The organism is Rhodococcus sp. WS1 (assembly GCF_003797745.1).
GTDB lineage: Bacteria > Actinomycetota > Actinomycetes > Mycobacteriales > Mycobacteriaceae > Rhodococcus_F > Rhodococcus_F erythropolis.
In genome coordinates, this window is the sequence record NZ_RKLZ01000002.1 from 2188306 (window position 1) to 2214590 (window position 26285).

The 26285-nt window shown below is 62.2% G+C and carries 25 protein-coding genes; 18 read left to right on the plus strand and 7 right to left on the minus strand.

Annotated features, from left to right (window positions below; genetic code table 11):
• Positions 1–25 precede the first annotated feature (25 nt).
• Together EEB12_RS23010 and EEB12_RS23015 are read left to right on the plus strand one after the other, a co-directional pair.
• Entirely contained in the window at positions 26–1543 is a 1518-nt protein-coding gene (locus EEB12_RS23010) for a carotenoid oxygenase family protein (RefSeq protein WP_141488568.1), read from the plus strand.
• Positions 1540–2271 (plus strand): hypothetical protein, encoded by a 732-nt coding sequence (locus EEB12_RS23015; protein WP_141488569.1) that lies wholly within the window; start codon positions 1540–1542, stop codon positions 2269–2271. The genes EEB12_RS23010 and EEB12_RS23015 overlap by 4 nt, the downstream gene beginning before the upstream one ends.
• Before the next feature lie 74 nt (positions 2272–2345).
• Here EEB12_RS23015 and EEB12_RS23020 read toward each other — a convergent pair whose 3' ends face one another.
• From EEB12_RS23020 to EEB12_RS23035, 4 genes are read right to left on the minus strand one after another with little or no spacing between them, the layout of a single operon-like run.
• Positions 2346–3974 (minus strand): long-chain-fatty-acid--CoA ligase, encoded by a 1629-nt coding sequence (locus EEB12_RS23020; RefSeq protein ID WP_141488570.1) that lies wholly within the window; start codon positions 3972–3974, stop codon positions 2346–2348.
• Positions 3971–5026: a dihydrodipicolinate reductase gene (locus tag EEB12_RS23025; protein WP_133727916.1), complete on the minus strand. Its 1056-nt coding sequence runs from the start codon at positions 5024–5026 to the stop codon at positions 3971–3973. Before EEB12_RS23025 ends, EEB12_RS23020 begins: the two co-directional genes overlap by 4 nt.
• Positions 5023–5793, minus strand: coding sequence for an SDR family oxidoreductase (locus EEB12_RS23030; protein WP_080909148.1), 771 nt, complete (start codon positions 5791–5793; stop codon positions 5023–5025). Before EEB12_RS23030 ends, EEB12_RS23025 begins: the two co-directional genes overlap by 4 nt.
• Positions 5790–6377 carry a nuclear transport factor 2 family protein gene (locus EEB12_RS23035; protein WP_019744806.1) on the minus strand — a complete coding sequence of 196 codons (588 nt, stop codon included), beginning with the start codon at positions 6375–6377 and terminating at the stop codon, positions 5790–5792. The genes EEB12_RS23030 and EEB12_RS23035 overlap by 4 nt, the downstream gene beginning before the upstream one ends.
• A gap of 114 nt (positions 6378–6491) precedes the next feature.
• On the opposite strand from EEB12_RS23035, the gene EEB12_RS23040 reads away from it, so the two are divergent.
• From EEB12_RS23040 to EEB12_RS23080, 9 genes are all read left to right on the plus strand, one after another.
• Positions 6492–7295, plus strand: a complete 804-nt coding sequence (locus EEB12_RS23040) for an ABC transporter ATP-binding protein (RefSeq protein ID WP_069146421.1) — start codon at positions 6492–6494, stop codon at positions 7293–7295.
• Entirely contained in the window at positions 7292–8005 is a 714-nt protein-coding gene (locus EEB12_RS23045; protein ID WP_020970388.1) for an ABC transporter ATP-binding protein, read from the plus strand. The genes EEB12_RS23040 and EEB12_RS23045 overlap by 4 nt, the downstream gene beginning before the upstream one ends.
• Positions 8006–8008: 3 nt before the next feature.
• Positions 8009–8905, plus strand: a complete 897-nt coding sequence (locus EEB12_RS23050; protein WP_019744803.1) for a branched-chain amino acid ABC transporter permease — start codon at positions 8009–8011, stop codon at positions 8903–8905.
• Positions 8902–9990 carry a branched-chain amino acid ABC transporter permease gene (locus EEB12_RS23055; RefSeq protein WP_092763075.1) on the plus strand — a complete coding sequence of 363 codons (1089 nt, stop codon included), beginning with the start codon at positions 8902–8904 and terminating at the stop codon, positions 9988–9990. Before EEB12_RS23050 ends, EEB12_RS23055 begins: the two co-directional genes overlap by 4 nt.
• 58 nt (positions 9991–10048) lie before the next feature.
• On the plus strand, positions 10049–11332 hold the full coding sequence (locus EEB12_RS23060; RefSeq protein WP_020908683.1) for an ABC transporter substrate-binding protein: 1284 nt from the start codon (positions 10049–10051) through the stop codon (positions 11330–11332).
• 13 nt (positions 11333–11345) lie between these two features.
• On the plus strand, positions 11346–13067 hold the full coding sequence (locus EEB12_RS23065) for a class I adenylate-forming enzyme family protein (protein ID WP_020908682.1): 1722 nt from the start codon (positions 11346–11348) through the stop codon (positions 13065–13067).
• Positions 13064–13465, plus strand: coding sequence for a nuclear transport factor 2 family protein (locus EEB12_RS23070; protein WP_019744799.1), 402 nt, complete (start codon positions 13064–13066; stop codon positions 13463–13465). Before EEB12_RS23065 ends, EEB12_RS23070 begins: the two co-directional genes overlap by 4 nt.
• A gap of 31 nt (positions 13466–13496) precedes the next feature.
• A complete protein-coding gene (locus EEB12_RS23075) occupies positions 13497–14450 on the plus strand; it encodes an LLM class F420-dependent oxidoreductase (protein ID WP_228118022.1) in 954 nt (317 codons plus the stop codon).
• Positions 14451–14515: 65 nt separating this feature from the next.
• Positions 14516–15316, plus strand: a complete 801-nt coding sequence (locus tag EEB12_RS23080; protein WP_020970383.1) for a crotonase/enoyl-CoA hydratase family protein — start codon at positions 14516–14518, stop codon at positions 15314–15316.
• A 46-nt stretch (positions 15317–15362) separates the two neighbouring features.
• Here the strand turns inward: EEB12_RS23080 and EEB12_RS23085 are convergent, their stop codons facing one another.
• A complete protein-coding gene (locus tag EEB12_RS23085; protein ID WP_141488571.1) occupies positions 15363–16664 on the minus strand; it encodes an MFS transporter in 1302 nt (433 codons plus the stop codon).
• Positions 16665–16930: 266 nt separating this feature from the next.
• Positions 16931–18118: an ROK family transcriptional regulator gene (locus EEB12_RS23090; RefSeq protein ID WP_141488572.1), complete on the minus strand. Its 1188-nt coding sequence runs from the start codon at positions 18116–18118 to the stop codon at positions 16931–16933.
• Between the two features lie 194 nt (positions 18119–18312).
• Between EEB12_RS23090 and EEB12_RS23095 the strand changes: the two genes are divergently transcribed.
• The 3 genes from EEB12_RS23095 to xylB all read left to right on the plus strand — a co-directional run bounded on the left by EEB12_RS23095 (position 18313) and on the right by xylB (position 20352).
• On the plus strand, positions 18313–18543 hold the full coding sequence (locus EEB12_RS23095) for a DUF3263 domain-containing protein (RefSeq protein WP_020970382.1): 231 nt from the start codon (positions 18313–18315) through the stop codon (positions 18541–18543).
• A gap of 69 nt (positions 18544–18612) precedes the next feature.
• Positions 18613–18930: a WhiB family transcriptional regulator gene (locus EEB12_RS23100; RefSeq protein WP_003946343.1), complete on the plus strand. Its 318-nt coding sequence runs from the start codon at positions 18613–18615 to the stop codon at positions 18928–18930.
• A gap of 24 nt (positions 18931–18954) precedes the next feature.
• Positions 18955–20352, plus strand: a complete 1398-nt coding sequence (gene xylB / locus EEB12_RS23105) for a xylulokinase (protein WP_141488573.1) — start codon at positions 18955–18957, stop codon at positions 20350–20352.
• 7 nt (positions 20353–20359) lie between these two features.
• Here the strand turns inward: xylB and EEB12_RS23110 are convergent, their stop codons facing one another.
• Positions 20360–21076: an HAD family hydrolase gene (locus EEB12_RS23110; RefSeq protein ID WP_020908678.1), complete on the minus strand. Its 717-nt coding sequence runs from the start codon at positions 21074–21076 to the stop codon at positions 20360–20362.
• A gap of 142 nt (positions 21077–21218) precedes the next feature.
• Here EEB12_RS23110 and cycA point away from each other — a divergent pair, with 142 nt between their 5' ends.
• From cycA to EEB12_RS23130, 4 genes are all read left to right on the plus strand, one after another.
• Positions 21219–22682, plus strand: coding sequence for a D-serine/D-alanine/glycine transporter (gene cycA, locus EEB12_RS23115; RefSeq protein ID WP_019744791.1), 1464 nt, complete (start codon positions 21219–21221; stop codon positions 22680–22682).
• Positions 22683–22804: 122 nt separating this feature from the next.
• Entirely contained in the window at positions 22805–23575 is a 771-nt protein-coding gene (locus EEB12_RS23120; protein ID WP_080909155.1) for a M23 family metallopeptidase, read from the plus strand.
• 125 nt (positions 23576–23700) lie between these two features.
• Positions 23701–25206, plus strand: coding sequence for a glutamate-cysteine ligase family protein (locus EEB12_RS23125; protein WP_080909156.1), 1506 nt, complete (start codon positions 23701–23703; stop codon positions 25204–25206).
• Positions 25207–25347: 141 nt separating this feature from the next.
• Positions 25348–26241: a universal stress protein gene (locus tag EEB12_RS23130; RefSeq protein WP_020970378.1), complete on the plus strand. Its 894-nt coding sequence runs from the start codon at positions 25348–25350 to the stop codon at positions 26239–26241.
• The last annotated feature ends 44 nt before the right edge of the window (positions 26242–26285 follow it).

The following is a 26285-nucleotide window of genomic DNA, read 5'->3' on the forward strand; positions in this document are numbered from 1 at the left end:
CCCCATCAGTCGAAAAGAGAATTCCATGGACGTCGAAATCGTAGGCAAGTTGTTGTCCACCCTTCCCGCCGATGACGATCACCCGTATCGCACCGGCCCGTGGCAACCCCAGACCACCGAGTTCAAAGCGGACAACCTCGAAGTCGTATTCGGTGAGGTTCCGAAAGACCTCGACGGTGTCTACCTGCGCAACACCGAGAATCCGCTCCATCCCTCGATGAAGGCTTATCATCCCTTCGACGGCGACGGAATGATTCACATCGTGGGCTTTCGTGACGGAGAGTCGTTCTACCGCAATCGATTCGTACGGACTGACGGGTTGGCGGCCGAGCAGGATGCCGGCGGCGCCTTGTGGGCCGGACTCGCCGAGTCTCCCAAACTCAGTCGCCCCGAGGGCGGCAAGGGTGCGCGCACCCGGATGAAGGACGCGTCCAGCACCGACGTCGTCGTTCACCGGGGGACTGCTCTCACCAGCTTCTACCAGTGCGGAGATCTGTATCGTCTCGATCCGATGTCGGCGGAGACACTCGGAAAGGAAAGCTGGAACGGCAAGTTCCCCTTCGAATGGGGTGTGTCCGCGCATCCGAAGGTGGACGACAAGACCGGAGAAATGCTGTTCTTCAACTACAGCAAGGAAGCGCCGTACATGCACTACGGCGTCGTGGACTCGGCCAACGAGTTGGTCCACTACGTCGACGTCCCGCTTCCCGGTCCGCGGTTGCCACACGACATGGCCTTCACGGAGAACTACGCGATCCTCAACGACTGCCCCTTGTTCTGGGATCCGGTTCTACTGGAGAAGGGCGCGCACGTCGCGAATTTCCATCCCGATATCCCGCTCCGTCTCGGAGTCATCCCACGCCGCGGAAACACCGCTGACATCAAGTGGTTCGAGGCCGATCCGACCTACGTCCTGCACTTCGTGAACGCCTACGAAGAGGGGGACGAGATTGTTCTGGACGGTTTCTACCAGGGTGATCCGGAGCCGTCGGACAACGGTATGGGCAATCAGTGGGAGCTCGCCTTCCGTTTCCTCGCTCTCGATCGCATGCAGACCCGGCTTCACCGCTGGCGTTTGAACCTGGTCACCGGAGCCACGCGTGAAGAGCAACTCAGTGACTCGATCACCGAATTCGGCATGATGAACGGCAATTTCGCGGGTGAGAAGTACCGATACGCCTATGCGGCTTCTGGTAAGCCGTCGTGGTTCCTGTTCGACGGCTTGGTCAAACACGACCTGCTGACGGGGAACGAGGAACGATTCTCCTTCGGTGACGGCGTGTATGGAAGCGAGACCTCGATGGCACCACGCGTGGGTGGTACCGCCGAAGACGACGGCTATCTCATCACGTTGACCACCGACATGAACGAGGACGCGTCCTTCTGCCTGATCTTCGACGCTGCCCGCGTCGGAGACGGACCATTGTGCAAACTTCGCCTTCCCGAACGGATTTCGAGTGGCACCCACTCGACGTGGGCGCCGGGTGCCGAGCTCCGACGCTGGCAGAGTGCCGACACCGCAGCCGAAGCGGTCGGACTGTGACGGACACGCACGACGCGGGCACGTGGGAGATCCTGCGGCAGGTGGTGATCGGTGCACGAGACCTGGACAAGACCGGTCAACAATTACGTGAAGCGTTGAATCTGGCACCAGGATTCGCAGATCCACTGCTCGAAGACATCGGTTTGGCCGACGAGACCTTGGCCGTCGGGCCGCAGGCATTTCTCGAGATCGTCGCACCGCTCGACGAGACGGTCTCGCTGGCGAGATGGATCCGCAAGGGCGGAGGGGAGGGCGGCTATGCACTCTCGATCCAGGTTTCGAACATCGAGCCCTATCTGGAACGTGCAGCTGCGGCCGATGTTCGGACGGTGGCAGATCTCGAGGCCTACGGTCACCGGATCGTCCAACTTCATCCCGGTGATCTCGGACTGCTCGTAGAACTCGACGAGATTCCCGACGCCGACGAGTGGTTCTGGGACCAGACGGAGAAGGAGGTTTCCCTCGATCCACGGGTCGACGACATTCTCGGCGTCGACGTGTCCTCTCCCGATCCGGCCAAGACGGCGGCGCTGTGGGCCGAAGTGTTCGGCAAGAAACTGGATTCGGCGCAATCACTCTCGATTGCGCTGGGGTCGCGCGCCGTGTCGTTCGTTCCGGGCGAGCGGTCGATGCTCAGTGCGGTCGATCTGGCGGCGTCGATCGGAGCGAACACCGTCGAGCCCGGCCCGATCGTCGGCGGCGTCGAATTCCGGATTCACCCAGGCTGAGCCAGCTTCACATCGAACGACAGAAATCGGGGCCGATCGCTCAAAGCGACCGGCCCCGAATTCTTGTCATGGACTCAAGCGAAGTCCTGTCGCAGACGAGTCTTGAGAAGCTTCCCACTCGCGTTGCGTGGCAGTTCCTCGATGAACTGAACTGCACTGGGGCACTTGAAGTGCGCCAGTCGCTCGCGTGACCACTCGATGATCTCAGCTTCGGTGACAGCCGAATCGCCCGAACGAACGATCACCGCGATGGGAGTCTCACCCCAACGATCGGAGTGAATGCCGACTACCGCGACCTCCCGGATGTCGGGGTGGCCGGAGAGAACGCTCTCCACCTCGGCGGGATAGACGTTCTCACCGCCGGAGACGATCATGTCCTTGAGGCGGTCGTGGAGGTAGAGATACCCGTCCTCGTCGAACGATCCGCCGTCTCCTGTTCGGAGCCAGTCGCCGTCCAACATGGTGGCCGCAGTGGCTGCCTCGTTGCGCCAGTAGCGCCTCATGACGTGTGCGCCGCCGATGACCACCTCGCCGCGGGTACCGACCGGGACGTCTTCGAGCGTCACGGGATCGACGATGCGGATGGGCACGCCGAACATCGGTTGCCCGACGGACTTCAACCGATGCGCGGTCGACTCGTCGGTCGCCCGATGATCTTCGGGGGTCAGCATGGTGACGCCGCCAGTCGACTCGGTGAGTCCGTAGGCCTGTAGGAAACTGCATCCGAAGACCTTGGTGGCGTCCTGTAACAGGGGTAGCGGCATGGGCGCCGCTCCGTAGACCAGGAACTGCAGGGCACTCCAATCCGCCTCGCGTACAGCAGGAAGGGAGGTGAGGACGCTGATCACCGCGGGAACAGCGACCGCATGAGTCACCCGGTGCTCCTGCATCAGCGCCACCAGCTCCAGCGGACCGGCGATGGTCTTGAGAAGTAGAGCGCCACCGCCGAGCGTCGTGACGAGAGCGAGACCCAGCCCCGCCACATGGAAGAACGGGACCGGGCACATGGCCACGGAATCGGTGTCGAGATCGAGCAGGTGATACATGGTCGCGAGGGCGCGGCCGAGGTTCGCACCGGTGAGTTCGATTCCTTTGGGGTGACCGGTGGTTCCCGACGAGTAGAAGATCAGCGCGGTATCGTCGGGAAGGCGTGACACTCCTGGGTCGTCGTCCCCGGCACCGGAGAGCCAGTCGCTCCACGAGACCGAGTTTGCGGAACCGTCTACCGTGACGACGGTCCGGACGCTACCGACCGCCGCGGCGACGTCGGAGAGGCCCTCATCGCCTGCTCCGAGTACGACGACGGTCGGCTCGCTGTTGCTCAGGATGTAGTCGACCTCGCCCGGTGCCAGCCGATTGTTGACGGCCGTCAGAATCGAGCCCATCTTCGAAGATCCGTACAGGACGGAGAGGAAAGACGGTGCATTGGCGCCGATGTACGCCACCCGGTCACCTGTTCGAACACCATCGCGCAGAAGTGCATTCGCGACACGATTTGCTTCGATGTCCAGCTCGCGGAAACTGGTACGGCCGTCATCGGAGATGACGGCGGTGCTCTCCGGACTGGCAATCGCCCGGCTGCGCAGCAAGTCTTCGAGATTCTGCACGGGGCGACCATCGGGTAGGAGCGCGTTCACAGAAGGTTCGCGGGTGGCGGGTTCACGGGTGGCAGTCGAACCTACGGCCGTCGGCTGAGTGGTCATGCTGAATGCTCCAATCTGAAGGGGGCAAAGACAGGGGGTTCGAAAATGCCTGTGGGAGCAGCGAGTACATGCTCGACGGCGCGTAGTGCCGGGCCCGCAGTGATGAACTGACCGGCGGTTGTCCGGCTGTTCGGATCTTGTGGTTCGACGAGATTGACGGTCATCACGATCTCGGGTTTGCCGTACAGATGGACTTCCCACTGATCGCGCCCCGCGTATTCCTCACGATCGGGTTCCATGGTCCAGATGATGGCCAGAGTGAGGAACTGCTTTCCGTCGACCATTGCGTGCCAGCGCCATTCGGTGGTTCCGACGGTTCCGGCGGCGATGCGTCCGGCGGCCACGTCGAGATCCGTTCGCGCCGCAACGACCCTGTGATCGGATATGACCTCGTCGTAGGTGATCCCCAGACGTTCGCACATGAACGCGATGGTCTCCAGATACAGCGACGCGTACAGCGAGGGCAACGGCCCGGTTCCGTCCAGTTCCTCCGGGGGCGAACCCATTCCCATGACGGTGAAAGCGAAGTCGGGGTCAGGCATGCCGCGAGCGTCGAGCACCTCGTCGATCGTGATGCGGTCCAGTTCGATCGATGTTCCCGTCAGAGCCAACGCCAATCGCTCACCGATGACGCCCGGGCTCACTCCGACGCCGAAGAGCGTCGAATCGCCTTCCTTACATGCTTGGGCGAACATGTGCTCGCGCTCGGTGCCGTGTGCGCGGGGGAAGTGCTGCCCGGCCGTCGTGATCACGTTGATCCCGGCGCGCAGCAGACGGCACAAATCGTCGTCGTGGCGTTCGTACGGAATCTGCAAACGCGGACTGTGGATGAGAACCTGGGGGCGCGAGCGGATGATCTCGTCCACGTCGCGTGTGGCGATCACGCCCGTCGGCGCGCGTCTGGCTATGTCGCCGGCATCGCGCCCGGCCTTGGCATCGCTGTAGACGTACAGGCCGACCAACTCGAGGTCGGGACGATCGATGATTCCGCGGAGCGCGGTCTTGCCGATGGCGCCGGTCGCCCACTGGGCAACACGAATCGGATCGCTCATGATCGAGTGGTCAGTTCGCCGGCGAAGAGGAGCTTGCCCAGTCCGCGTTCGTACCGAATCGGGTCTCGAGCCAGACGCGCACGGGCGTCGATTGCCATGAAATCGGTGTCGCACGTCCACTCGCCGCGTTGCATGGCGGCGAGTCCGGTCGCGGCGATGTCGAGGGGATTTTCCTTGTGGCCCTGCACGTGTGAAGCCATGCGGGTGTCGACACTGCCGACGATCAACGAGGTGACGGTGATGCCGTGCGGTTCGAGTTCGGCACGGGCGATGCCACCGAGCGACAGAGCAGCCGCCTTGGCCGGTGAATAGCCGCCCATGAAGGCGGTGGGTGCGATTGCGGCGACTGACAAGACGTTGACTATCGATCCTCCGCCGCGGGCGGCGAGGACCGGCGCGAAGGCTCGGATCATCGTCAGCGGTCCGAAGTAGTTGACCTCCATCTCGGCTCGAGCGGCCTCTCGGTCGTCGGCCTCGATCAGCCGATTCCCGGTGAACAGCCCGGCGTTGTTGACGACGACCGAGGTGTCACCGCACGCCGCGGCGGCAGTGTCGACGAGTCCTGGATCGGTGACGTCGAGTTCGACGATGTGCGCACCGGTGGCTCGGAGCTCGGCCGGCACCTCGTCGGGATTTCTCACCCCCGCATAGATTTTGGCTGCGCCCATCAACTTCGCCTGTTGGACGAAGGCCAACCCGAGGCCTCGATTGGCGCCGGTGACGAGGACGGTCGCACCCTCGACCGGAGTTCCGCGAAAGGTTGTCATGAGTTCTCCTGTGTCTGTCGGGTGTAGATGAGGTCGTCGGGGAATTTCTTGCTCTTCTTCAATGACGTTTCAGGCGCGAGCATCCCGAAGATCCAGCCTTCGGCTGTGGCCATGTCGTGGTTCCAGTCCCACCGCAGTGCGCGGTGGCGGATTCCCCACCTGCCGTCCTCGAAACCGAAGCGGTCGATCAGGCGCGCCGCGGTGAGTGTGTCGGCTATTCCGTCCGAGGTCTTGATTCGTGCGAAGGCAAGCACGTAGGACTCGACGTGTGCTGTATCCCCGTCGAGTTCGACCAAGACGTTGGTCATTGCGTGGGTGGTCAGCGATCGTGGGTGGGTGATGGCCCCGGCGATGTGGTCGATGTAGTCGTCGGCGGTGCCGGTGAAGACACCCCCGTGGTCTTCGGTTGCGCCGGGCAGATAACACCGCCTGGCGTCCTCGACGTCGCCGCGGTCTGCGGCTCGGAGGAAACGAGCCAGAACCTCGTAGATTTCCTGCTTGGCGACGAGAGCGTCGACCGGGCTGTAGTCCCTGACGTCTGGGCCCCCGCCGCTGTCGACTGCGTGAATGTTGTTGGACCTCACGATGATGTCCCTTCTCGGCTCCGGATCGGGGGCCGCACGTTGACGGAGTGCCTCTGTTTACTGTAGTAATCTCTATCACACTGTTAATTGAAGTGTCACGAGGAGGTGAAACCAATGCTTGGAAACACACCACCCGCACAACCTGGGAATGCACCGGTCGTACTCACGCTTTCCGATGTGTCGATCGAATTCGGCGGAGTCACGGCTCTCGACGCCGTCGGCTTCGACGTCCGCGCGGGACAGATCTGCGGACTCATCGGGCCGAACGGCGCTGGTAAGACCACGCTGTTCAACTGCATCACAAGGATTTACGAACCGAGTCGCGGTGTCATCACCTGGCAAGGAACCGACCTGTTGGGATTGCGTCCCTATGCGTTGGCATCTGCAGGTATCGCTCGAACTTTTCAGAATCTCGCGCTGTTCGGCGGCATGAGTGTCTTCGACAACACCATGGTCGGTGGATCGTCGCGAGGTCGCTTCGGGCTCGTGAGTGGGCTTCTCGGCCTGCCTCCGGCGCGTGCGCGAGTCCGAGAACTTCGAGAGAAGGCCTGGTACCTGCTCGAACGTCTCGAACTCGTCGACGTCGCGAACGCACCCGCGTCCGGTCTACCGTTCGGAACTCTCAAGCGTGTGGAACTGGCACGGGCATTGATGTCCGAGCCCTCGCTGCTTCTCCTGGACGAACCTGCCGGCGGGCTCACGCACAGTGAAGTCAAAGAACTGGGAGAACTGATCGTCTCGCTCCGCGACGACTTCGGCTTCGGCGCGCTTCTGGTCGAACACCACATGGGATTGGTGCTCGGGATCTCCGATCACGTTGTCGCCCTGAACTTCGGTCACAAAATTGCCGAGGGAACCCCGGCGGAGATCCAGCAGGACGACGCCGTGATCAACGCGTACCTGGGACGTGCCGCATGACCCTGCTGAGCGTCGACGATCTGCACGCCGGTTACGGGCGAGGCAATGTACTGCACGGGATTTCGCTCGACGTGGAACCCGGCGGGGTCGCTGTCGTCCTCGGCGCGAACGGTGCAGGCAAGACCACCATGATGCGCGCGCTTGCCGGATTGATTCCGCATCAGGGAACGATCACCTTCAACGGTTCGCCGTTGGGATCCAAACCTGAACGCGCCGTGGCCGCCGGCGTCAGCCTTGTCCCACAGGGCCGCGGAACTCTCGGCCAACTGTCGGTGCGTGACAACCTGCTCGTCGGCGCGGCCCTTCGTAAGGACAAGGCGGAGATCGAAGCCGACATCGAGCGGTGGTGTGAGACATTCCCCGTGCTCGCGAGGAGGTCCACTCAGTTGGCCGGTTCGCTGTCAGGCGGTGAACAGCAGATGCTCGCGGTCGCACGGGCATTGATGAGCCGTCCCACCCTTCTTTTGTGCGACGAACCGAGCCTGGGTCTGGCGCCCATCGTCATTGCCGAATTGTTCGACACGCTCGGTGCGATCAACCGCAGCGACGGAACTGCACTGCTGATCGTGGAACAGAACGCCGATCTCGCGATGAAACTCGCGTCGAAGGTCTTCCTGCTTGACGTAGGCACCATCGTCGCTGCCGGAACGCCCGAGGAATTTCGTTCCGACGACGTCGTGCGCAGCGCTTACCTCGGGTACCAGGAGTAAACGGTGACACTCTTTCTCGAACGACTCATCTCCGGATTGACCAACGGATCGATCTACGCAATTCTCGCGCTGGCACTAGTGGTGGTGTTTCGCGCCACCGGCACGATCAACTTCGCTCAGGGCGAGTTGGCCCTGTTCACAACCTTTGTCGCCTGGTGGCTGACGACGATGTCCTGGCCGATCTGGTCGGCGATCGGAGCGGCCCTGGCTTTGGGGTTCCTGCTCGGAGCATTGATGGAGCGTCTGCTCATCCGTCCGGTTCAGCGTCGAAGCGACATGGCAGTGCTGATCGTGGCACTGGGATTGTTCACCGGGCTCAACTCGTTGGCCGGAATGCTCTGGGGGAGCGATACCAAGATAATGCCGAGCCCGTTCCCCAACGGTCCGACCGACTACATCTCGGTGGGGGGTGCGCGTGTTTACGGCGACGCACTGGGCGTACTGGTGGCGCTCGTTGTCCTACTTGTGTTGATGTCCTTGCTCTTTCGCAAGACGAGAGTCGGTCTGCACATGCGTGCCGTCGCGGACAATGCCGAATCTGCCACTCTCGCCGGAGTTCCGACCAGCCGGATACTCGCAATCGGTTGGGGAGTAGCAGCTGCCATCGGTGCCCTGGCCGGTGTCCTGGTCACTCCGCTCTCGCCGCAACAACTCGGTCTCACGACCATGTTCCCGATCTTCATCGCAGCATCCGCCGCAGCGCTGTTCGGCGGTCTGGACAGTCTCGTCGGCGCCGTGGTCGGCGGGTTGACGATCGGTGTCCTGGAATCGATGCTCAGCGGCTACATTTCGGTCATCGGCGGTTCGCTGCAGCAGACATCCGCCCTGTTGATCATCGTGGTGATCCTTTTCGTCAGACCCAATGGACTGTTCGGTACCAAGAAACTGGAGCGGGTATGACGACGCTTGCCGAGAGAAATGAACCCACCGTCGCCGAAAAGGCAGTCAGACGACCGCGGGTAATGGTCGCCGGATCGACGTCGTACCGGATACTCCAGTTGGTTCTGCTGGTGGCTGCCGTGTGTGCGTTGCTTCTCGCGTCACAGAGCGCGCCGTTTCGCGTGGGCCAGTTCACGAGCGTCTTCATCATCGCGATTGCCATTGCGGGACTCAATATCGTCAGCGGATACACCGGACTTCTGTCGATCGGCCATTCTGCCTTCTTCGGCCTGGGCGCGTACACGACCGGCGTTCTGATCGTCGATCGCGGATACTCGCCGTTGACCACGATCCCGATGGCGGTCGTATTGTGTTTTGTACTAGGGCTTCTCGTCGGTCTTCCCTCGTTGCGGATCAAGGGGCTGTATCTCGCTCTCGTGACACTCGCCGTCGCTGTTGCATTTCCCGAGGTGATCCGCAAGACCGGGGATCTGACCGGTGGTGCCGCCGGAATGGTGGTTCGCGCAAATCTGCTCGTTCCGCCGAAATGGACGGGGTTGACCCGAGCCGACACCTACCTCTGGATCTTTTGGGTGTCGGTGGTGACTCTGGCGATCGTCATGCTCCTGATTCGCAATCTCGTCAAGAGTCGATTCGGTCTGGCTATGGTCGCGGTGCGTGACAACGAGATCGCGGCGAGCGCAAACGGCATCAACGTCGCGCGGGTCAAGATTCTCGCTTTCGGGCTTTCCGGCGCGATCACGGGCCTGGCAGGTTCACTGTTCACGATGTACATCGGCGCGCTCTCACCCGAATCCTTCTCGCTGATGAAGTCGATCGAGTTCATCACCGGACTGGTGTTGGGCGGAATCGCAACCCAATTCGGCCCGATCGTTGGGGCAACGGCAGTGGTGTTCTTGCCGTACTACACCGGAAGCGTCACCGACGGCCCCGTGTCGGGAGTGGTGTTCGGCGCGGTGCTGATCGCGATCGTGTTCTTGATGCCGGACGGAATCGTCGGACGGATCAACAGCGTGCTCCGACGGTTCGTCCTCGTGGTTCCCGCAGATCATCCCAAGTATCGCGAGGGTGAACCTCGCACCTGAGCGCCGTCTCCCTCGCCCACTCTCGTTTCCCTCAACTCACAGCAAGGAACTGGACGATATGAAAAGGCAGACCACGATTCCCGCAGTCATCGCCGCTGCGGCACTACTCCTTTCGGCCTGCGGAGGTAGCTCCGACGCAGAGAGCAACACGTCGACATCGGCCGGAGCAGTATCGGTCGACGACTGCAGTGATCCCAGCGGTGCCGCAGCGCCGATCACCGACAAACTCACGGTGGGATGGAGTGGGCCGACGTCAGGCCCGCTCGCCGATGCCGTCGGCAACGTGATCGAAGGAATGCGAGCACGGTTCGAGGTGGAGAACGCGGCCGGCGGCGTCGGCGGCGTCAAGCTCGACGTCGTGGTCAAGGACGATGCATTCTCCCCGGAGCGCGCCAAAGCCAACGTCGGAGAGTTCATTCAGAAGGACAAGGTCGACGTTCTGGGTACCTTCGGGGCCGGACAGTTGAACGCCATCGCGGACGATCAGACCACTGCCTGCGTGCCGCTGCTCTTCGCGCAGGCAGGCATGCCCGAGTTCCGGGTCATCGAAGACTTCCCGTGGACCACGGAGTATCTACCGGACCCGGGCGTCGAGATGGAGGTAGTGGTCGAGAGCTTGAAGAAGAAGTATCCGAACGGCGCCAAGGTCGCACTGGCCACGAACCAGACCGAGTCCGGACAGGGAATCGCCAACGGCTTCAAGTCCGCGATCGAAGGAACCAACTTCGAGATCGCGGCGGAGGAGGCGCTGACCGACCCCAAGACGGCGGCTTCGACTCTCAAGGCCAGCGGCGCCGAGGTTTTGGTGGTCGCCGGTGTCACTACCGACTGCCTCGCGATCACTCAGGCGATCGGACGTGTCGGATGGAAGCCCGACACCGTGATTCAGCCGTCGAACTGCGTCGACGGCGCGACCCTGTATGCACCCGCCGGTGATGCTGCCGACGGGCAGCAGGTGATGGTGTGGCTCAAGGATCCCAACAACGCTCTCTACAAGGACGACGCGGCGGTGCGCGACTATCTCGCCGGTGCAGCGGCTCACGGTGCAGATTCCCCGACCAACAGCTACACCGTGAACGGCTGGGCCATCGGTGACCTGTTGGTGGACAACTTCACTCGGGCCTCTCAGTCATCCGACGGACTCTCACGTGCCACCATCATGAGTGCCGCGCGAACGCAGGACTACCACCCGCCGATGTTCATCGACGGAATCAAGTTCACGATGACCGCGGACCATGCGTTGGGAATCCTGGCCTTTCAGCCGTTCGAGTGGAATGCCGCTACTCAGGCGTTCGAGAAGCAGGGCGACGTGATCGACATTTCCGGCCGTTACGAGAACTGAATCGAGTGCGCGAATGAACAAGACACACAGGGGATTGCATCCTCGCGTCAAGGTGGACGAATACACCTCGAAAGGGTGGTGGTCCGACGAGACGATCGATCACGTGTTCCGGGTGCAGGTGCGGACCCGAGGGGACGAGCTTGCCGTAGTTGATCCGGCGAACCGCAGCGAGTTGTCCGGCGGAGATCCACGACGCCTCAGTTGGAACGAACTGGAGAGCGAAGTCATCTCGCTCGCTGCGCGCTTCACCGAGGCAGGCTTGGGCCGGGGAGACGTTCTGGGCGTTCAGATGCCTAACACCGTCGAACTGGTCGAGGTCTACCTTGCAGCGTGGTCGCTGGGGATCGTGGTCTCACCCTTGCCCATGCAGTACCGCGAACGTGAAGTGGAAGGAATGGCCAACCAGGCGGCGTTTGCAGCATTTGTCACCGTGCCCAGCTTCGGCGACAGATTCCCGGCTACGGAGATCGCTGCAATCAGATCCCGGATTGCCTCTCTGAGATCGGTATTCGTCTACGCTCCCGAATCAGAGCTTCCGGCTGAGCTTCCCACCGGCGTCGTGGGGCTGAGTCCTCGCGCAGCCACCGAATCGCAGCGAAGTGCTCTGGACAGACGAAACACCGAAGATCCGAACGACCCCAACGACGCGATGACGATCTGTTGGACCTCCGGAACCGAAAGCGAGCCGAAGGGGGTCCCACGTTCGCACTACGAGTGGCTGGCCATCTGCTGGGCCACGATCGATGCTCCCGACATCGTCGTCGACGACGTCCTGCTTAACCCGTTCCCGATGGTCAACATGGCCGGAATCAACGGAATGTTCCTGCCCTGGCTCCGCACGGGATGTGTACTGGTACAGCACCACCCGTTCGACCTTCGAGTGTTCCTCGGACAGATCGAGGCCGAGCGGGTGACATACACGGTAGCGCCGCCTGCTCTGTTGTGGATGCTGCTTGCCGACGAGTCGATGCTCGCGGCGGTCGATCTGTCGAGCTTGACGCGGATCGGTTCGGGTTCTGTGCCACTGCAACCTCCGATGGTGCGGGGATGGCAGGAGCGATATGGAATCGGAGTCATCAACTTCTTCGGATCCAACGAAGGCATCAGTCTGCTCTCCTCGCCTGCGGACATGCCGGATCCGGACGACCGCGCACGGTACTTCCCTCGTTTCGGTGTCGAGAACTTTCGCTGGAGCACCAGGATCTCGGACTGGATGGACGTTCGCTTGGTCGACGTGGTCACTGGCGAGGACATCACGGAAGTCGGGCACCCGGGTGAGTTGCGAATCAGCGGACCGACGGTCTTTGCCGGCTATCTCGGCGATCGGCCGTCACCGTTCGACGAACGCGGATTCCTGTGCACCGGAGATATCTTCGAGATTGCCGGTGATCACGGACAATTCCTCCGCTACCTGGATCGAGGCAAGGACCTGGTGATCCGCGGTGGAATGAACATCGCTCCAGCCGAATTGGAGGGGTTGATCGCCGAGCATCCGGCCGTCGCGGACGTGGCCGTCATCGGCGACCCCGACGAAGTGCTCGGTGAGCGCGTCGCAGCAGTGGTGACACTTCGACCCGAGACGGAACTCGAACTCGATGCTCTGGTTGCGTTCCTGAAGGACAAGCGCATCGCGTCGTACAAACTTCCCGAGCGGCTGGAGATTCGGAAAGAACTGCCGCGCAATTCGACCGGAAAGATCCTCAAGCGTGAGCTTCGACAGAAGAGTGTGGCATGAGTGTGATGAACGACAGTGACAAGCTTGCGTTGGCGCGTGAGATGTTCCAGGCGTGGGACGTCATGGACTGGGCACGCGTCGTCGACCTGTTCGCCGAAGACGGTGTGCTCCACAGCGTGATGCAGGAACCGCTTGTCGGCAAGGAGGCTGTAGCGGGCCGAATTGCATTGCTGGCAAGCAAGTGTGAACGGATCACCCTGAAGATCGAGTCGCTCGGCGTGATCGACGGCAGGGTTTTTGTACAGCGAGTGGACGATTTCCACTTCGACGGAACCCACGGCGTCGTTCCTGTTGTCGGAATCCTCAGCATGGCAGACGGGCTGGTCACAGAGTGGCTCGAATACTACGACCGTCCGACACTCTTGAAGGGAATGGGTCTTGTCTCCGATTTCGAATAGCCGACTGCCTACGATCGATATCTCCCTGGGCTTGTGGCAGGACCGTCCGCCGCGGGAGGTGACCACTACTGCACGCCTCGCCGACAAACTGGGGTTCGGCCGAGTGTGGGTGGGGGAGATGGCGACGTACGACGCCTTTGCTCTGGCGACGTCAGTCGGCGCCGGCTTCGAGCACTCCGAGTTGGTGGTCGGCCCGCTCGCGGTGACGGTTCGTGATCCGGCGATGATCGCGATCGGGGCGGCGTCGGTAGCCGACCTGACCGGGCGTCACGTGTCGATAGCGTTGGGCACGTCCAGCACTGTCGTGGTCGAAAAATGGCATGGGCGAAGCAGATCCGGGGCCGCACGTGCACTCGCGGAGTCAGCCTGCGCTGTGCGAGCGCTGATGAACGGCGAGCGGGGCGAAGTCGCCGGAACGGTGATGCGGACCAGTGGATACCGACTGCGACTTCAGCCGCCGGGTGGGCGGCTGATCGTTGCAGCTTTCGGAGACAAGGCCCTTCGCGCCGCGGTGGAGTTGGGCGACGAACTGGTGCTCAATCTGGTCAGCCCGGAGCAAGCGGGGCGCCTGATCGCACGGTGCAAGGAAATCGCGGCTGAAATGGAAACGCCAATGCCCCAGGTGTCGGTTTGGGCGCCGGCGGCCGTGGCAACCGAAGGCCCAACTCAGATGTCGATCGATCAGCTCAGACGTGGGCTTGTGCCGTATCTCGCTGCCCCCGGGTACTCGGACATGTTCGTACGAGCAGGGTTTGCATCCGTGATCGAGGCAGCCAGGGCCGGGACCGCGCCTCGAGAGATCTTGAGTCAGGTCTCGGACGCGATGGTCGCGACAGTGGGAATCGTGGGAACCGCGGCCGATGCGCGCGAGCAACTCGAGGCGTATCGAGCGGTCGGTGTGGACACCGTCGTGGCCGTGCCTTCATCCACTGATTCGGATCCGGCCGGGCAAGTGACGATGGAACTTCTTGCCGAGATGGTATGACGAATCCCCGACGAACTTACTCTCAGGTAAGTTCGTCGGGGATATGTCGAATCGGAGGAGTTGCCGTGAGTGATCGTGTTCGTGTCGAGGTAGTGCAGTCGGTGGCGTACGTGACGTTGAACCGGCCGGAGAAACTCAACGGTCTCGATCTGGACATGCTCGACGCGCTGGTGGACGCGGCCCGAACGATCAGAACTGATCGTTCGATCCGGGGCGTGGTTCTGCAAGGCGCGGGCGACGCATTCTCGGCCGGATTGGACTTCGCTTCTGCCGGCAAGCAGCCGAGCCGGATGGCCAAGGCCTTTGCGAAATTTCCCGGTCAGAAGACCAACCTCTTTCAACGTGCGTGCTGGGTGTGGCGCGAATTGCCCGTGCCCGTCATCGCGGTCGTTCACGGCCACTGCTTTGGCGGGGGACTGCAATTGGCGCTCGCCGCAGACTTTCGATTCACCACCCCTGATTGCACGTTCTCGGTGATGGAGGCGAAGTGGGGATTGATCCCCGACATGACCGGAACGGTCACGATGCGCGAACTCGCGGCGATGGACGTCGTGAAACGCCTCGCCATGACTGCTGAACTGTTCGATGGAAATCAGGCTCTCGAGTGGGGGTTCGTGAGCGGAGTCAGTGACAATCCGATCAAACCGGCACAGGAACTGTTGTCGCAGATCATGACTCGCTCGCCGGACGCCGTCGCAGCGACGAAGACGTTGCTGCACAAGACCTGGAACCGATCGCCACGCGGTGCGTTCTGGATCGAATCGCGGATCCAACTGGCGCTGATGCGAGGCAAGAACCACAAGATCGTACGCTCCGCGAATACTGCGAAGACGTTGCCGGAGTTCGCCATTCGAAAGTTCGGCTGACAAACTCCGGCATCGCGACGCCGTGGGGCATTCTCATTCAGGTCGATTACACCATCAGATCTCGTCCAGATCGGTCCTTGATGAGCATCGTGGCGACGAACGACACTGCGGCCAACAGGGCGAGATAGATCGAGATGGCAAGAGTGCTACCGGTCTTGCCGAGGAGCCATTGGGCGACGGTGGGAGCAAAGGCGCCGCCGAAAATGGTGCCGACGGCGTAGGAGATCGACGCGCCGCTGTAGCGGATCGAAGCTGGGAACAGTTCGGCGAACAATGCCGGTTGAGGTCCGTACGACAGTCCGAGTCCGACCGAGAACAGGATCATCGCCACGTAGATCCAGCCGAGATTGCCGGTGTCGATGAGGAGGAAGAACGGCACCGCGAAGAGGATCATTGCGAGGTTGCCGACGTTCATCACCGTGGTGCGGCCGCGCCGATCCGACCAGTAAGCGCCGATCATGGTGAAAACGCCCCACGTGACTGCACTCGCGAGCGTGGCAATCAGTAGTTCGGTCTTACCCAGGCCGTAGGTCTTGGTTGCGTACGCGACGATGAATCCGCCGATCACCATGTAGCCGTTGCCGTTTGTGCCGATGAAGGAGAGGGCCGCGAGTACGACCTGCTTCGGGTGTTTCTTGAACAGAGTTCGGATAGGCGTGTTGCTCTCGGTGCGGCGTTCCTTGAGTTCGGCGAACACGGGTGACTCGCTGACCTTGCTTCGAATGTAGAAGCCGACGCCGATCAGCACGACGCTGAGCAGGAACGGCACTCGCCATCCCCAGGTGGTGAACTGTTCGTCCGTGAGGGTGAACGTGCACAGTGCCAAAACGCCGGTGGCGAGCAACATTCCGAGCGGTACGCCCATCTGGACGAACGCTCCGAAGAATCCTCGACGCTTGGTGGGTGCGTGTTCGACGGCAAGAAGAGCAGCCCCACCCCATTCGCCGCCCGTCGAGAATCCCTGCACGATTCTGAGAAGGATCAACAGGATCGGCGCCCAGATCCCGATCGAGGCATACGTCGGCAGCGCGCCGATGAGAACCGTCGCGGCCCCCATCATCGCCAACGTCGCGACCAGGACACGTTTACGGCCGAGTCTGTCGCCGAGATATCCGGCCACGATGGCGCCGAGAGGACGGAAGACAAAGCTGATGCCGACCGTGACGTAGGAGACGATCTGGCCTGCCGAGCCCATCGGCTTGAAGAACAGGTCGGCAAAGATCAGGGCTGCGGCTTGGGCGTAGATGAAGAAGTCGTACCACTCGACGGTGGTGCCGACCATCGACGCCATCGCGGCGCGGTCGTACTCCTTCGCGGCGGGCTTGGTGCCAGTTCTGGTTGTGGTCATCGAGCTACTTTCTGCCAGTCACGTGGTTCACCGGCGCGGTGAACTGCGAAGTCGGAACAGGGGAGAAACGCTGTTCGATCTGCGACGTTGCCGGTGTGCTCGGTGCATGCTTTTGGCTGACTCGGAGCGTTCCTGCGCGATCTCATTGTCGATATTGGCAACCGAATGATCGGTAGGTAATGAATTATGCAGAAGTGTGAGCGTCAACACAAGAGGTGCTGGAAAGGTCTGATTATCTGGTTCAGAGCATGCGAGAAATCAGTTGCTCAGGTGAGGAGCGACGCGGCGATCCGCAGATCGATTTCCCTGGCGCTGAGCAGATGGTCGAGGACGAGAACCGCACAACCGAGGATCCCGGATTGTGCGCCGTGGCTGACCGAAGCGATCTGAAGCTTTCGGGTGGCAAGCGCCGTTGCGTTGCCGTAGACGGACTCCCGAAGTCCGGCGAGGAAGAGCTCGTCTGCCTCGGCCATGTCGCCGCCGATGATAAGGACCTCGGGATTGAGGAGGTTTACCGCGCCGGAAATGACGTCGCCGATAAGTCGGCCGCTGCTTCTGATGAGCCGGCGGGCTTCACTGTCGCCGTCCAGGGCGAGGCGGACAACGTCACGCACGTGCCCGACGCTTCGGCCCTGATCTCGGAGGGCGTGCACGAGAGCCCAACCGCTGGCGACGGTTTCGACGCAGCCGACATCGCCGCAGCGACACTTCATGCCCCGCGCTGCAGCGGTTTTGGTATGCCCGATCTCGCCGGACGCTCCGAGTGAACCGCGTTGGAGGATTCCGCCCATGACGATTCCTGCGCCGAGGCCGGTTGACGCCTTGATCATCAGGAGGTTGGGCGCACTCTCGCGTCGTTCGCTCAATTCGGCCAGGGCCATCACGTTGGCATCGTTGTCGGCGAACAGTGGCGCCGTGGTCACCGATGCCAGATAGGGGGCAAGAGCGACGCCGTCCCATCCCGCCATCATCGGAGAGTCGAGGCTCGCTCCCGCGGCGACGTCGACCGTTCCGGGAATGCTCAGTCCGATTCCGATGACCTCGGTAGGTGCGCGGTGGACCTGGGCCAGTAGTGACGAAAGATGCTCGGCAATTTCGGGCATCAGTTCGTCGGGGCCGACCCCGACCGACTTGTCGATGTCTTCTGCCGCGAGGATCGTGCCCGCCAGGTCGGTGACGGCAAGTTGTGCCCGCGATCGACCGATTGCCACGACGAGAACCACGCCGGACGAGTTCGCGAAGGTGAGAGTGGACGGCGGCCGGCCGCCCGTCGACGGGCCCTCGTCGTCATCGGCGATCAAACCAAGCGATTGAAGTGCTGCAACCCTGGCCGATACCGCCGTCCTGGACAGGCCGGTGAGCTTCCCGATCTCGCTGCGCGTGGTCGCGGAACCGCTGCGTATCAGCGTGAATACCTCTCCCGCGGTAGCCGGAGTCGTGGACGGTCGGGTCATTGTCCTATTCAAGCATTCCTCGTCGGTAACTTCAGCGTGCGAAAGTTGGCATACTTTGTCCACAAAAAGACGTAAGTAGGTCTTGTGAAAAAGCAGAAGTAGGCATAGTCTGTGTCTTGACTCACTGCCACGGGCGTCCGAGGAGACGAGTCGCAGTTTCTGTGAAGCAGGGCGCACAAACAGGGGAGAACCTGATGAGCCGCACCGATACACAAGAGATCGTCGAGTTCGCACGTAAGTGGCAGCAGTTCGACGGTGGACCTGACGAAGAGATCTTTGTAACCTTCGGCCTCGCCCCGGACGAGTATTTCCGCAGGCTGCAGGCAATTCTCGACGACGGCGTCGTAGCGCTGACTCCGCCGGTCACCGGCGAACTCGCAACGGTCTGTGCACATCGACTCGGCCAATCGGCCAGGCGTCGATAAGTCCGACCCGGCGTCAGCCCCGAGTCACCCGAATCCGTTTCACCCGAGTAAGGAATTGAGGTCGCCATCATGCACAAGCACCTTCCGATGCCGTACCCGACCGCCGAAGTGTGGGACTGGCAGCTGCAGGGAGCGTGCCGTGGGCACGATTCCGCGGTCTACTTCCACCCGGACGGCGAGCGTGGACACGCTCGCGAGAACCGTGAACGCAACGCCAAGAAGGTCTGCGCGACGTGCCCTGTACTCCAGCAGTGCCGCGAACACGCACTCTCCGTCCACGAGCCTTACGGCATCTGGGGTGGAATGACGGAGACCGAGCGCGCAGAATATGTGCGATCGCTGCGTAAGCGCAGCAACCGGATGCCCGCGGTCGCCAACGCGAGCTGACGGTCCTTCGGAAAGGACGCCAGTGTGACCCTCGTAGCCGGTATCGATTCGTCTACCCAGTCGTGCAAAGTCATTGTCCGTGATGCCGATTCGGGAGAACTGGTACGAGAAGGGCGGGCGGCCCATCCCGTCGGTACCGAGATAGATCCGACATGCTGGCTCGAGGCGATGGACAATGCAGTCGCCGCGGCGGGTGGGCTCGGCGACGTCGCAGCGGTATCCGTCGGAGCTCAACAGCACGGCATGGTGTGTCTGGACAGCGGCGGCGAGGTCGTCAGGCCGGCGCTGCTGTGGAACGACACTCGTTCGGCGAAGGCTGCGACGGATCTGGTCGAAGAACTCGGCGGATCGAAGGCGTGGGCCGATGCCGTTGGCGTAGTTCCGGTCGCCGCGGTCACGGCAAGCAAGCTTCGATGGCTCGCAGATCACGAGCCAGGCAACGCCGATCGCACTGCCGCGGTGTGTCTTCCGCATGACTGGCTGTCCTGGAAATTGGGCGGGTCCGGTTCAATCGAGGAGCTCGCCACAGACGCGGGCGACGCAAGTGGAACCGGCTATTACGCTGCCTCGACGCGCGAATACCGTACCGACTTGCTGGCGTTGGCATTTCGCGATCGCACCCCCCATGTTCCCCGAGTTGCATCGCCGAACGACAAGATCGGAAGCACTGGCTCCGGGGGAATCATCGGACCGGGTACGGGTGACAATGCCGCAGCCGCACTGGGTTTGGGAGCAGTCCCCGGTGACGTGATCATCTCGATCGGAACATCCGGCGTCGTGTCGGCTGTATCGGCCACCCCCACGCACGATCCCAGTGGAAACGTGGCAGGATTCGCGGACGCAACCGGTCTGCACCTGCCGCTCGTGTGCACTCTCAACGGCGCGCGCATTCTTGATGCGACGGCGTCCATTCTCGGTGTCGATCACGCCGAACTGTCCCGGTTGGCGCTGACCGCGCCCCTCGGAAACGACGGGCTGGTCATGATTCCGTACTTCGAGGGCGAGCGGACGCCCAACCGCCCCGACGCCACGGGAGCAATGCACGGCTTCCGGCTGCAGAACTCGACGCCGGCGCATTTCGCGCGCGCCGCAGTCGAAGGGCTCCTGTGCGGCTTGGCCGACGGCGTCGACGATCTGGTTCGTCAGGGCGTCGAGGTGAAGCGAGTTCTCCTCGTCGGAGGCGGAGCGAAGTCTCGCGCTCTCTGTGAGATTGCGCCGGCAATTCTCGGAGTGCCGGTCGTAATCCCTGCTCCGGGTGAGTACGTCGCCGAAGGGGCATGCAGGCAAGCAGCATGGGCACTGTCCGGGGACACGCAGCCGCCGGTGTGGCCGAAACCGGAAGAGCGACGATTCGACGCCGAACCAGCTCCCCACGTGCGCGAGCGCTACGCGTCGTTGCGCGAACTCACCGAAGGCGTCTGAGCGCTCCCTACAGAAGCCCGAACTTCCGCACTGCGTCGAGTAGCGCGTGCGGACGTTCGGTCGTCGGCAGGGGATCGACGAGTGCGAACTGGCAACCGACGTCTCGGGCCGCGCCGTCGGCGACGTCGCTGTCACCGATCATCAGGGTCTGCGCCGCATCCACATCCAGCTGTGCCAGGGCGTATTCGAAGATCGCGGGTTCCGGTTTGACTGCACCCACCTCGAACGACAGGACGAACTCGTCGACCCAGACGTCCCAGCCGCGGTCGACGAACGCCGGACGGATGTCGAAGGCGATGTTGCTCAAGACGGCAGTGCGTACGCCCTTCTCCGACAATGACTTAAGGACCTCACCGGTATCCGGGTACGGCGACCACTGGTCCGGATCGACCAGCAGCGCGTAGAAAGCTTCGGCCCGAACCGGATCGGGCACTCCGGACTTGCTCAACACGTCGAGGTACGCCTGACGATGCAACTTCGGATCCCGGTCGCGGTTCTCCCACGCGTAGATCCCGGCTTCGTCCATCTCGACGGTTCTGCCCACCGGCGCGGTCATCCGACGCATCAACTCGGCTTGAGCGTGCACGTCGAGCGGATCGCCTTGATGATCGACGAGGTGCTCGGTCCAATCGTCGCTCTCCTCCAAACGGAAGAGGGTTCCGGAGAAATCGAACAGCGTCGCGGCGATATGTCCGTCTTGATGGGCCGTGCTGTCAGTGTTCACCTCGACAGGTTATCGGCGTCCGCTTTCCGATGCTTGATGTGAGCCAGTGCACGCGTACTTTGAGAGAGCACATTTTCCGAGGTTCCCCCGACGGGCACGATTTCGATGCCCCGGATGAACCGTATGACGAGGGGGATCCTCCGTGTCCGACCACGCGAATACACCAGACCTGACGAAGCCGTCCGGCGAAGACCCCCACCTCTCACGTCAGCTGTCCAACCGGCATATCCAGCTGATCGCCATTGGTGGTGCCATCGGCACCGGACTGTTCATGGGATCGGGCAAGACGATCTCGCTTGCCGGGCCCTCCGTGATCTTCGTGTACATGATCATCGGCTTCATGCTCTTCTTCGTCATGCGGGCGATGGGGGAGTTGCTGCTCTCGAACATGGCGTACAAGTCGTTCTCCGACTTCGCCGCGGATCTGCTGGGCCCCTGGGCGGGATTCTTCACCGGCTGGACCTACTGGTTCTGCTGGATCGTCACCGGCATCGCGGACGTCATCGCGATTTCCGGATACTTCAAATACTGGTGGCCAGGTCTCGCGGCATGGATACCTGCTTTGCTGACGATCGCGGCGCTGCTGCTCCTCAATCTCCCGACCGTTCGCGCCTTCGGTGAAACAGAGTTCTGGTTCGCGCTGATCAAGATCGTCGCCATCGTCAGCCTGATCATCGTCGGCATCGTCATGGTCGTCTCCGGGTTCACGGCGCCGAACGGTGCCACCTCGGGTATCGACAACCTCTGGAACGACGGCGGCATGTTCCCGACCGGATTCATGGGCTTCGTGGCCGGCTTCCAGATCGCCGTGTTCGCCTTCGTGGGCATCGAACTGGTCGGCACCACCGCCGCCGAGGCGAAGGACCCGGAGAAGAACCTGCCGAAGGCCATCAACTCCATCCCCATTCGTGTCCTGCTGTTCTACGTCGTTGCACTGACCGTGATCATCGCGGTGACTCCGTGGCGCGAAATCAGCGCAGACAAGAGTCCGTTCGTCGCCATGTTCACACTCGCCGGCCTCGGCATCGCTGCATCTGTCATCAACTTCGTCGTGCTGACCTCCGCGGCATCTTCGGCCAACTCGGGTATCTACTCCACCTCGCGCATGGTGTTCGGTCTTGCGCAGGAGGGCGACGCACCGCGGGCACTCGGCAAGCTGAACTCGCGCAAGGTCCCCGCGAACGCCCTGATGTTCTCCTGCATCTTCTTGCTGGCGTCGCTGATCCTGCTGTTCTCGGGCGATTCCGTGATCGAGGCCTTCACCGTCGTCACGACCATCTCGGCGCTGCTGTTCATGTTCGTGTGGACGATCATTCTGGCGAGCTACATGGTGTACCGGAAGCGTCGTCCGCACCTGCACGAGGCGTCGAAGTTCAAGATGCCCGGCGGCATCGTGATGTGCTGGGTCGTGCTCGCGTTCTTCGTCTTCATCCTCTGGGCGCTGACAACCAAGGACGACACCCTGCAGGCACTTGTCGTCACGCCGATCTGGTTCGTGGTTCTGGGAATCGCGTGGGCGATCATTCGTCGCCGACCCGCTCACCGGGCACGATACGACGCGTTCAAGTCAGAACTGGACGCCAGCCGACAGAACGGCGAGAAATAGTTTTGGTCAAGATCGGGTAACGGTGGCGGCCGCCTTGATCAAACTGTTACATTCTTCGGCAGACAGAGGAGCGGGCTTCATCAGAAGGACGCTGCACGCCGACGACTGACGGAGTACACACTGTGGGAAACCACCACCGCACGGGCAATGACGATGTTGTCTTCGAGATCGATCCCGAGGCAGCAAGCGGCCGCCACCGCACCCCGTCGGCTGGCCCTGGTGCCGGTGTCAAGGCGGGTGTCGTAGCTGCGGCTACCGGTGCACTCCTCGTCGGTGCAGGCCAGATGGGTGCAGGAACCGCTGCTGCGGCGCCGGCAACACAGACCATCGCCGGCATCGAAATCCCGCAGGGTCTGCTTCCCGAGGGCGTTGTCGTTCCGGCTGAATTGGCGGCACTTCCCGCACTCGACATTCCCGAGCTTCCCGATTTTGCTGCCGATCTCAACACGCAGGCACAGCAGTTCCTCTCGGGGATCAACCCCGGCACCTCTGCTCGCACCGTGCAGCCGGTGTCCGGAACGCTGACCTCCACCTTCGGTTCGCGCTGGGGAGCACACCACGGCGGTCTCGACATCGCGGCTCCGATCGGTACGCCGATCCTGGCCGCAGCCGACGGCCAGGTCATCGACGCCGGCCCGGCGTCAGGTTTCGGTCTCTGGGTCCGCGTGCAGCACGACGACGGCACGGTCACCACCTACGGCCACGTCAACGACTACCAGGTCAACGTCGGCCAGCGCGTCAATGCGGGCCAGCAGATCGCCACAGTGGGTAACCGTGGACAGTCCACCGGCCCGCACCTGCACTTCGAGGTTGCCGAGAACGGCGCAAAGGTCGATCCCGCAGCGTGGCTGCAGGCTCGCGGCGTGGCTGTCACCTGGGTAGACAACTCGTAAGAGAAACTTTCGGAGAACTGCGGTGGCGTCGGGAAATTCTTCCCGGTGCCACCGCAGTTCTCGTTTGTCGGTGACACCGGCCGGATAGCCTTCAGTGACGTTGATCGTCGAAGGGGGAATGCGCGATGGGTGCAGAAGTCACGGCGCGAGAATTCACGCGGGCGGACCGTAGGCTCTTTCGCAAGAAAGTGCGGTCATGCGTCGACGCCATGAAGCAGATGCTCGACGGTGGTGACTTCCGAGACGCCGTCGACAAGCCGGCGCCGCTGCTGGGCATGGAGATCGAATTCAACCTGGTGAACGGGGACATGGCTCCTGCGATGTCCAACCGTGAAGTGCTCGAATCCATCGACGACGCCGCGGTTTTCCAAACCGAGCTCGGACAGTTCAACGTCGAGATGAACGTCGAACCCGGCCCACTCACCGGTGATGCAACTTTCGAATTGGAAAAGAAACTGCGCGCCTCTCTCGACGTCGCAGACGCGCGAATCCATGCGCACGACGCCGAGATGGTGATGATCGGGATGCTGCCGACTCTGCAACTCGAGCATCTCGATCGAGAGTGGATCACCGCGAACCCGCGCTACGAATTGCTCAACGAGCAAATTTTCACCGCTCGAGGCGAGGACATCGAACTCGACGTCGAAGGTGTCGCGCTACCTGGCAGCGACGTGGAAATTCTTCGGGCCGATACCAATTCGGTAGTCCCGGAGGCGGCATGTACGTCCATGCAGTTGCATCTCCGCGTTGCGCCGGAAGAGTTTGCCGCGCATTGGAATGCCGCGCAGTGTCTGGCCGGCGTACAGGTGGCGTTGGCGGCCAATTCTCCTTTCCTGGCAGGCAAGGCGCTCTGGCACGAATCGCGCATCCCGATCTTCGAGCAGGCCACGGACACAAGAACTTTCGAGCTGAAGAACCAAGGTGTGCGGCCGCGGGTGTGGTTCGGTGAGCGGTGGATCCACTCGGTGCTCGACTTGTTCGAAGAGAATTCACGGTACTTCCCGGCCCTGCTGCCTGACGTGTCGGACACCGATCCACTGGAAGTGCTCGCGGCGGGCGGGGTTCCGGAGTTGAGCGAGCTTCAGATGCACAACGGCACGGTCTATCGCTGGAATCGTCCGGTGTACGACTGCTCGGATGGCAAGCCGCACTTGCGTATCGAGAATCGAGTGCTGCCGGCCGGACCGACTGTCGTCGACATCATGGCCAATGCGGCCTTCTACTACGGCACAGTTCGGGCGCTGGTGAACGCGGAGCGGCCACTGTGGTCGCACATGTCGTTCCATGCGGCAGAAGAGAACCTGCACATCGGCGCCAAGTACGGACTCGACGCAACTTTGTACTGGCCGGAGATCGGTTGGGTCGGTGCCGACGAGTTGGTCCTGCGAAGGCTGCTGCCGTTGGCGGACGAGGGTTTGGCGGACTTCGGATTGTCCGCCGCGGCCCGCGATCGGTATCTCGGCGTCATCGAGGGGCGGTGCCTGAATCGGCAGACCGGTGCCGCTTGGCAACGAGAGCACGTGGCGCGCGCGGAGGCCTCGGGCGCGGACCGCTCGACTGCGCTCACCGGAATGCTCCGCGGTTACGTCGAGAACATGCGGGCGGGAGATCCCGTTCACACCTGGTCCTGATTGCTCTGCTAATTCTCCTATCCGTCAACAGTTTCGGGGACCTAAGTCCCCGAAATGAAGAGGGGGCGACCCCAAAAAAGCCGGACAAGTGGGATGGTTAGAGTGAAAGTGGCTCGGTTACTTCTTCAGGAAGGTGGGCACATGAGTTCACGCGAACATAACAGTGTTGTTGTCGGAGTCGAGGGTTCGGACACTGCGTCCACTGCGCTCCGCGAGGCCGCGAAAATCGCCGCCCAGCGCGAATTGCGACTCGACATCATCCACGCTCTCGACTTCGCGCCTTACGGTTTCGGCGGACCGTACGTCGACGCGGGTGGGGTGTACGAATGGGTCGAAGAGGCGGGAAAAGCGATCTTGGCAGAGGCGGAACAATTCGCCCGTGAGATCGATCCGAAACTCGAAGTTCACACCGAAATCGCCATCGGCAGCGCAACTCAGTGGTTGATCGAGAGTTCGGCGCAGGCCAGGCGGGTCGTTGTCGGAGCGTCCGCTTCAGGCAAGGCGGCGACGGCAGTTCTCGGCAATACAGCGGTCGGTGTTGCCAGTCACGGCAAGTGCCCGGTCATCGTCGTGCGGGACCGCGACGGCGCAGTGCCTTCGGAGGGACCCGTCGTGGTCGGCGTCGACGGCAGTGCGCTCAGCGCGCAAGCAGTGGGCGCGGCATTCGAGGAAGCAGCGTTCCGCGGCGCCGAGTTGGTGGCGCTGCACGTGTGGAGTGACCTCGGCAGCGCGGCATTCGAAGACCCGAGGGCAGCTGCGCTTGCCCCGCAGTCTCTTGAAGAGGAAGAGCACGCAGTACTCAGCGAGAGCTTGGCCGGTTGGTCCGAGCAGTACCCGGACGTGAAGGTCCGGCGCGAGGTATACCTCGACAACCCACGAGGACGGCTGCTCGACTGGTCGGCAAAGGCGCAGCTTGTTGTAGTCGGCAGCCGTGGCCGTGGTGGATTCCGTGGCATGCTCCTCGGCTCGACCAGCAATACTCTGATCGCTTCGGCCAAGTGCCCCGTCATGGTGGTTCGCCCCGAAGAATCCTGACCTCTCCAAGTTCTCCCGCTACCCCGTTCGTTTCGGTCATCGAA

What these genes read in the sequence shown, in the direction of transcription:
- EEB12_RS23030 (WP_080909148.1), bottom strand. Translation starts at nt 5,793, where the DNA reads ATGACAACCTTTCGCGGAACTCCGGTCGAGGGTGCGACCGTCCTCGTC.
- EEB12_RS23010 (WP_141488568.1), top strand. Translation starts at nt 26, where the DNA reads ATGGACGTCGAAATCGTAGGCAAGTTGTTGTCCACCCTTCCCGCCGAT.
- EEB12_RS23125 (WP_080909156.1), top strand. Translation starts at nt 23,701, where the DNA reads ATGGGTGCAGAAGTCACGGCGCGAGAATTCACGCGGGCGGACCGTAGG.
- EEB12_RS23090 (WP_141488572.1), bottom strand. Translation starts at nt 18,118, where the DNA reads ATGACCCGACCGTCCACGACTCCGGCTACCGCGGGAGAGGTATTCACG.
- EEB12_RS23045 (WP_020970388.1), top strand. Translation starts at nt 7,292, where the DNA reads ATGACCCTGCTGAGCGTCGACGATCTGCACGCCGGTTACGGGCGAGGC.
- EEB12_RS23055 (WP_092763075.1), top strand. Translation starts at nt 8,902, where the DNA reads ATGACGACGCTTGCCGAGAGAAATGAACCCACCGTCGCCGAAAAGGCA.
- EEB12_RS23085 (WP_141488571.1), bottom strand. Translation starts at nt 16,664, where the DNA reads ATGACCACAACCAGAACTGGCACCAAGCCCGCCGCGAAGGAGTACGAC.
- EEB12_RS23095 (WP_020970382.1), top strand. Translation starts at nt 18,313, where the DNA reads ATGAGCCGCACCGATACACAAGAGATCGTCGAGTTCGCACGTAAGTGG.
- EEB12_RS23070 (WP_019744799.1), top strand. Translation starts at nt 13,064, where the DNA reads ATGAGTGTGATGAACGACAGTGACAAGCTTGCGTTGGCGCGTGAGATG.
- EEB12_RS23130 (WP_020970378.1), top strand. Translation starts at nt 25,348, where the DNA reads ATGAGTTCACGCGAACATAACAGTGTTGTTGTCGGAGTCGAGGGTTCG.
- EEB12_RS23060 (WP_020908683.1), top strand. Translation starts at nt 10,049, where the DNA reads ATGAAAAGGCAGACCACGATTCCCGCAGTCATCGCCGCTGCGGCACTA.
- EEB12_RS23100 (WP_003946343.1), top strand. Translation starts at nt 18,613, where the DNA reads ATGCACAAGCACCTTCCGATGCCGTACCCGACCGCCGAAGTGTGGGAC.
- EEB12_RS23025 (WP_133727916.1), bottom strand. Translation starts at nt 5,026, where the DNA reads ATGAGCGATCCGATTCGTGTTGCCCAGTGGGCGACCGGCGCCATCGGC.
- EEB12_RS23020 (WP_141488570.1), bottom strand. Translation starts at nt 3,974, where the DNA reads ATGACCACTCAGCCGACGGCCGTAGGTTCGACTGCCACCCGTGAACCC.
- EEB12_RS23040 (WP_069146421.1), top strand. Translation starts at nt 6,492, where the DNA reads ATGCTTGGAAACACACCACCCGCACAACCTGGGAATGCACCGGTCGTA.
- EEB12_RS23065 (WP_020908682.1), top strand. Translation starts at nt 11,346, where the DNA reads ATGAACAAGACACACAGGGGATTGCATCCTCGCGTCAAGGTGGACGAA.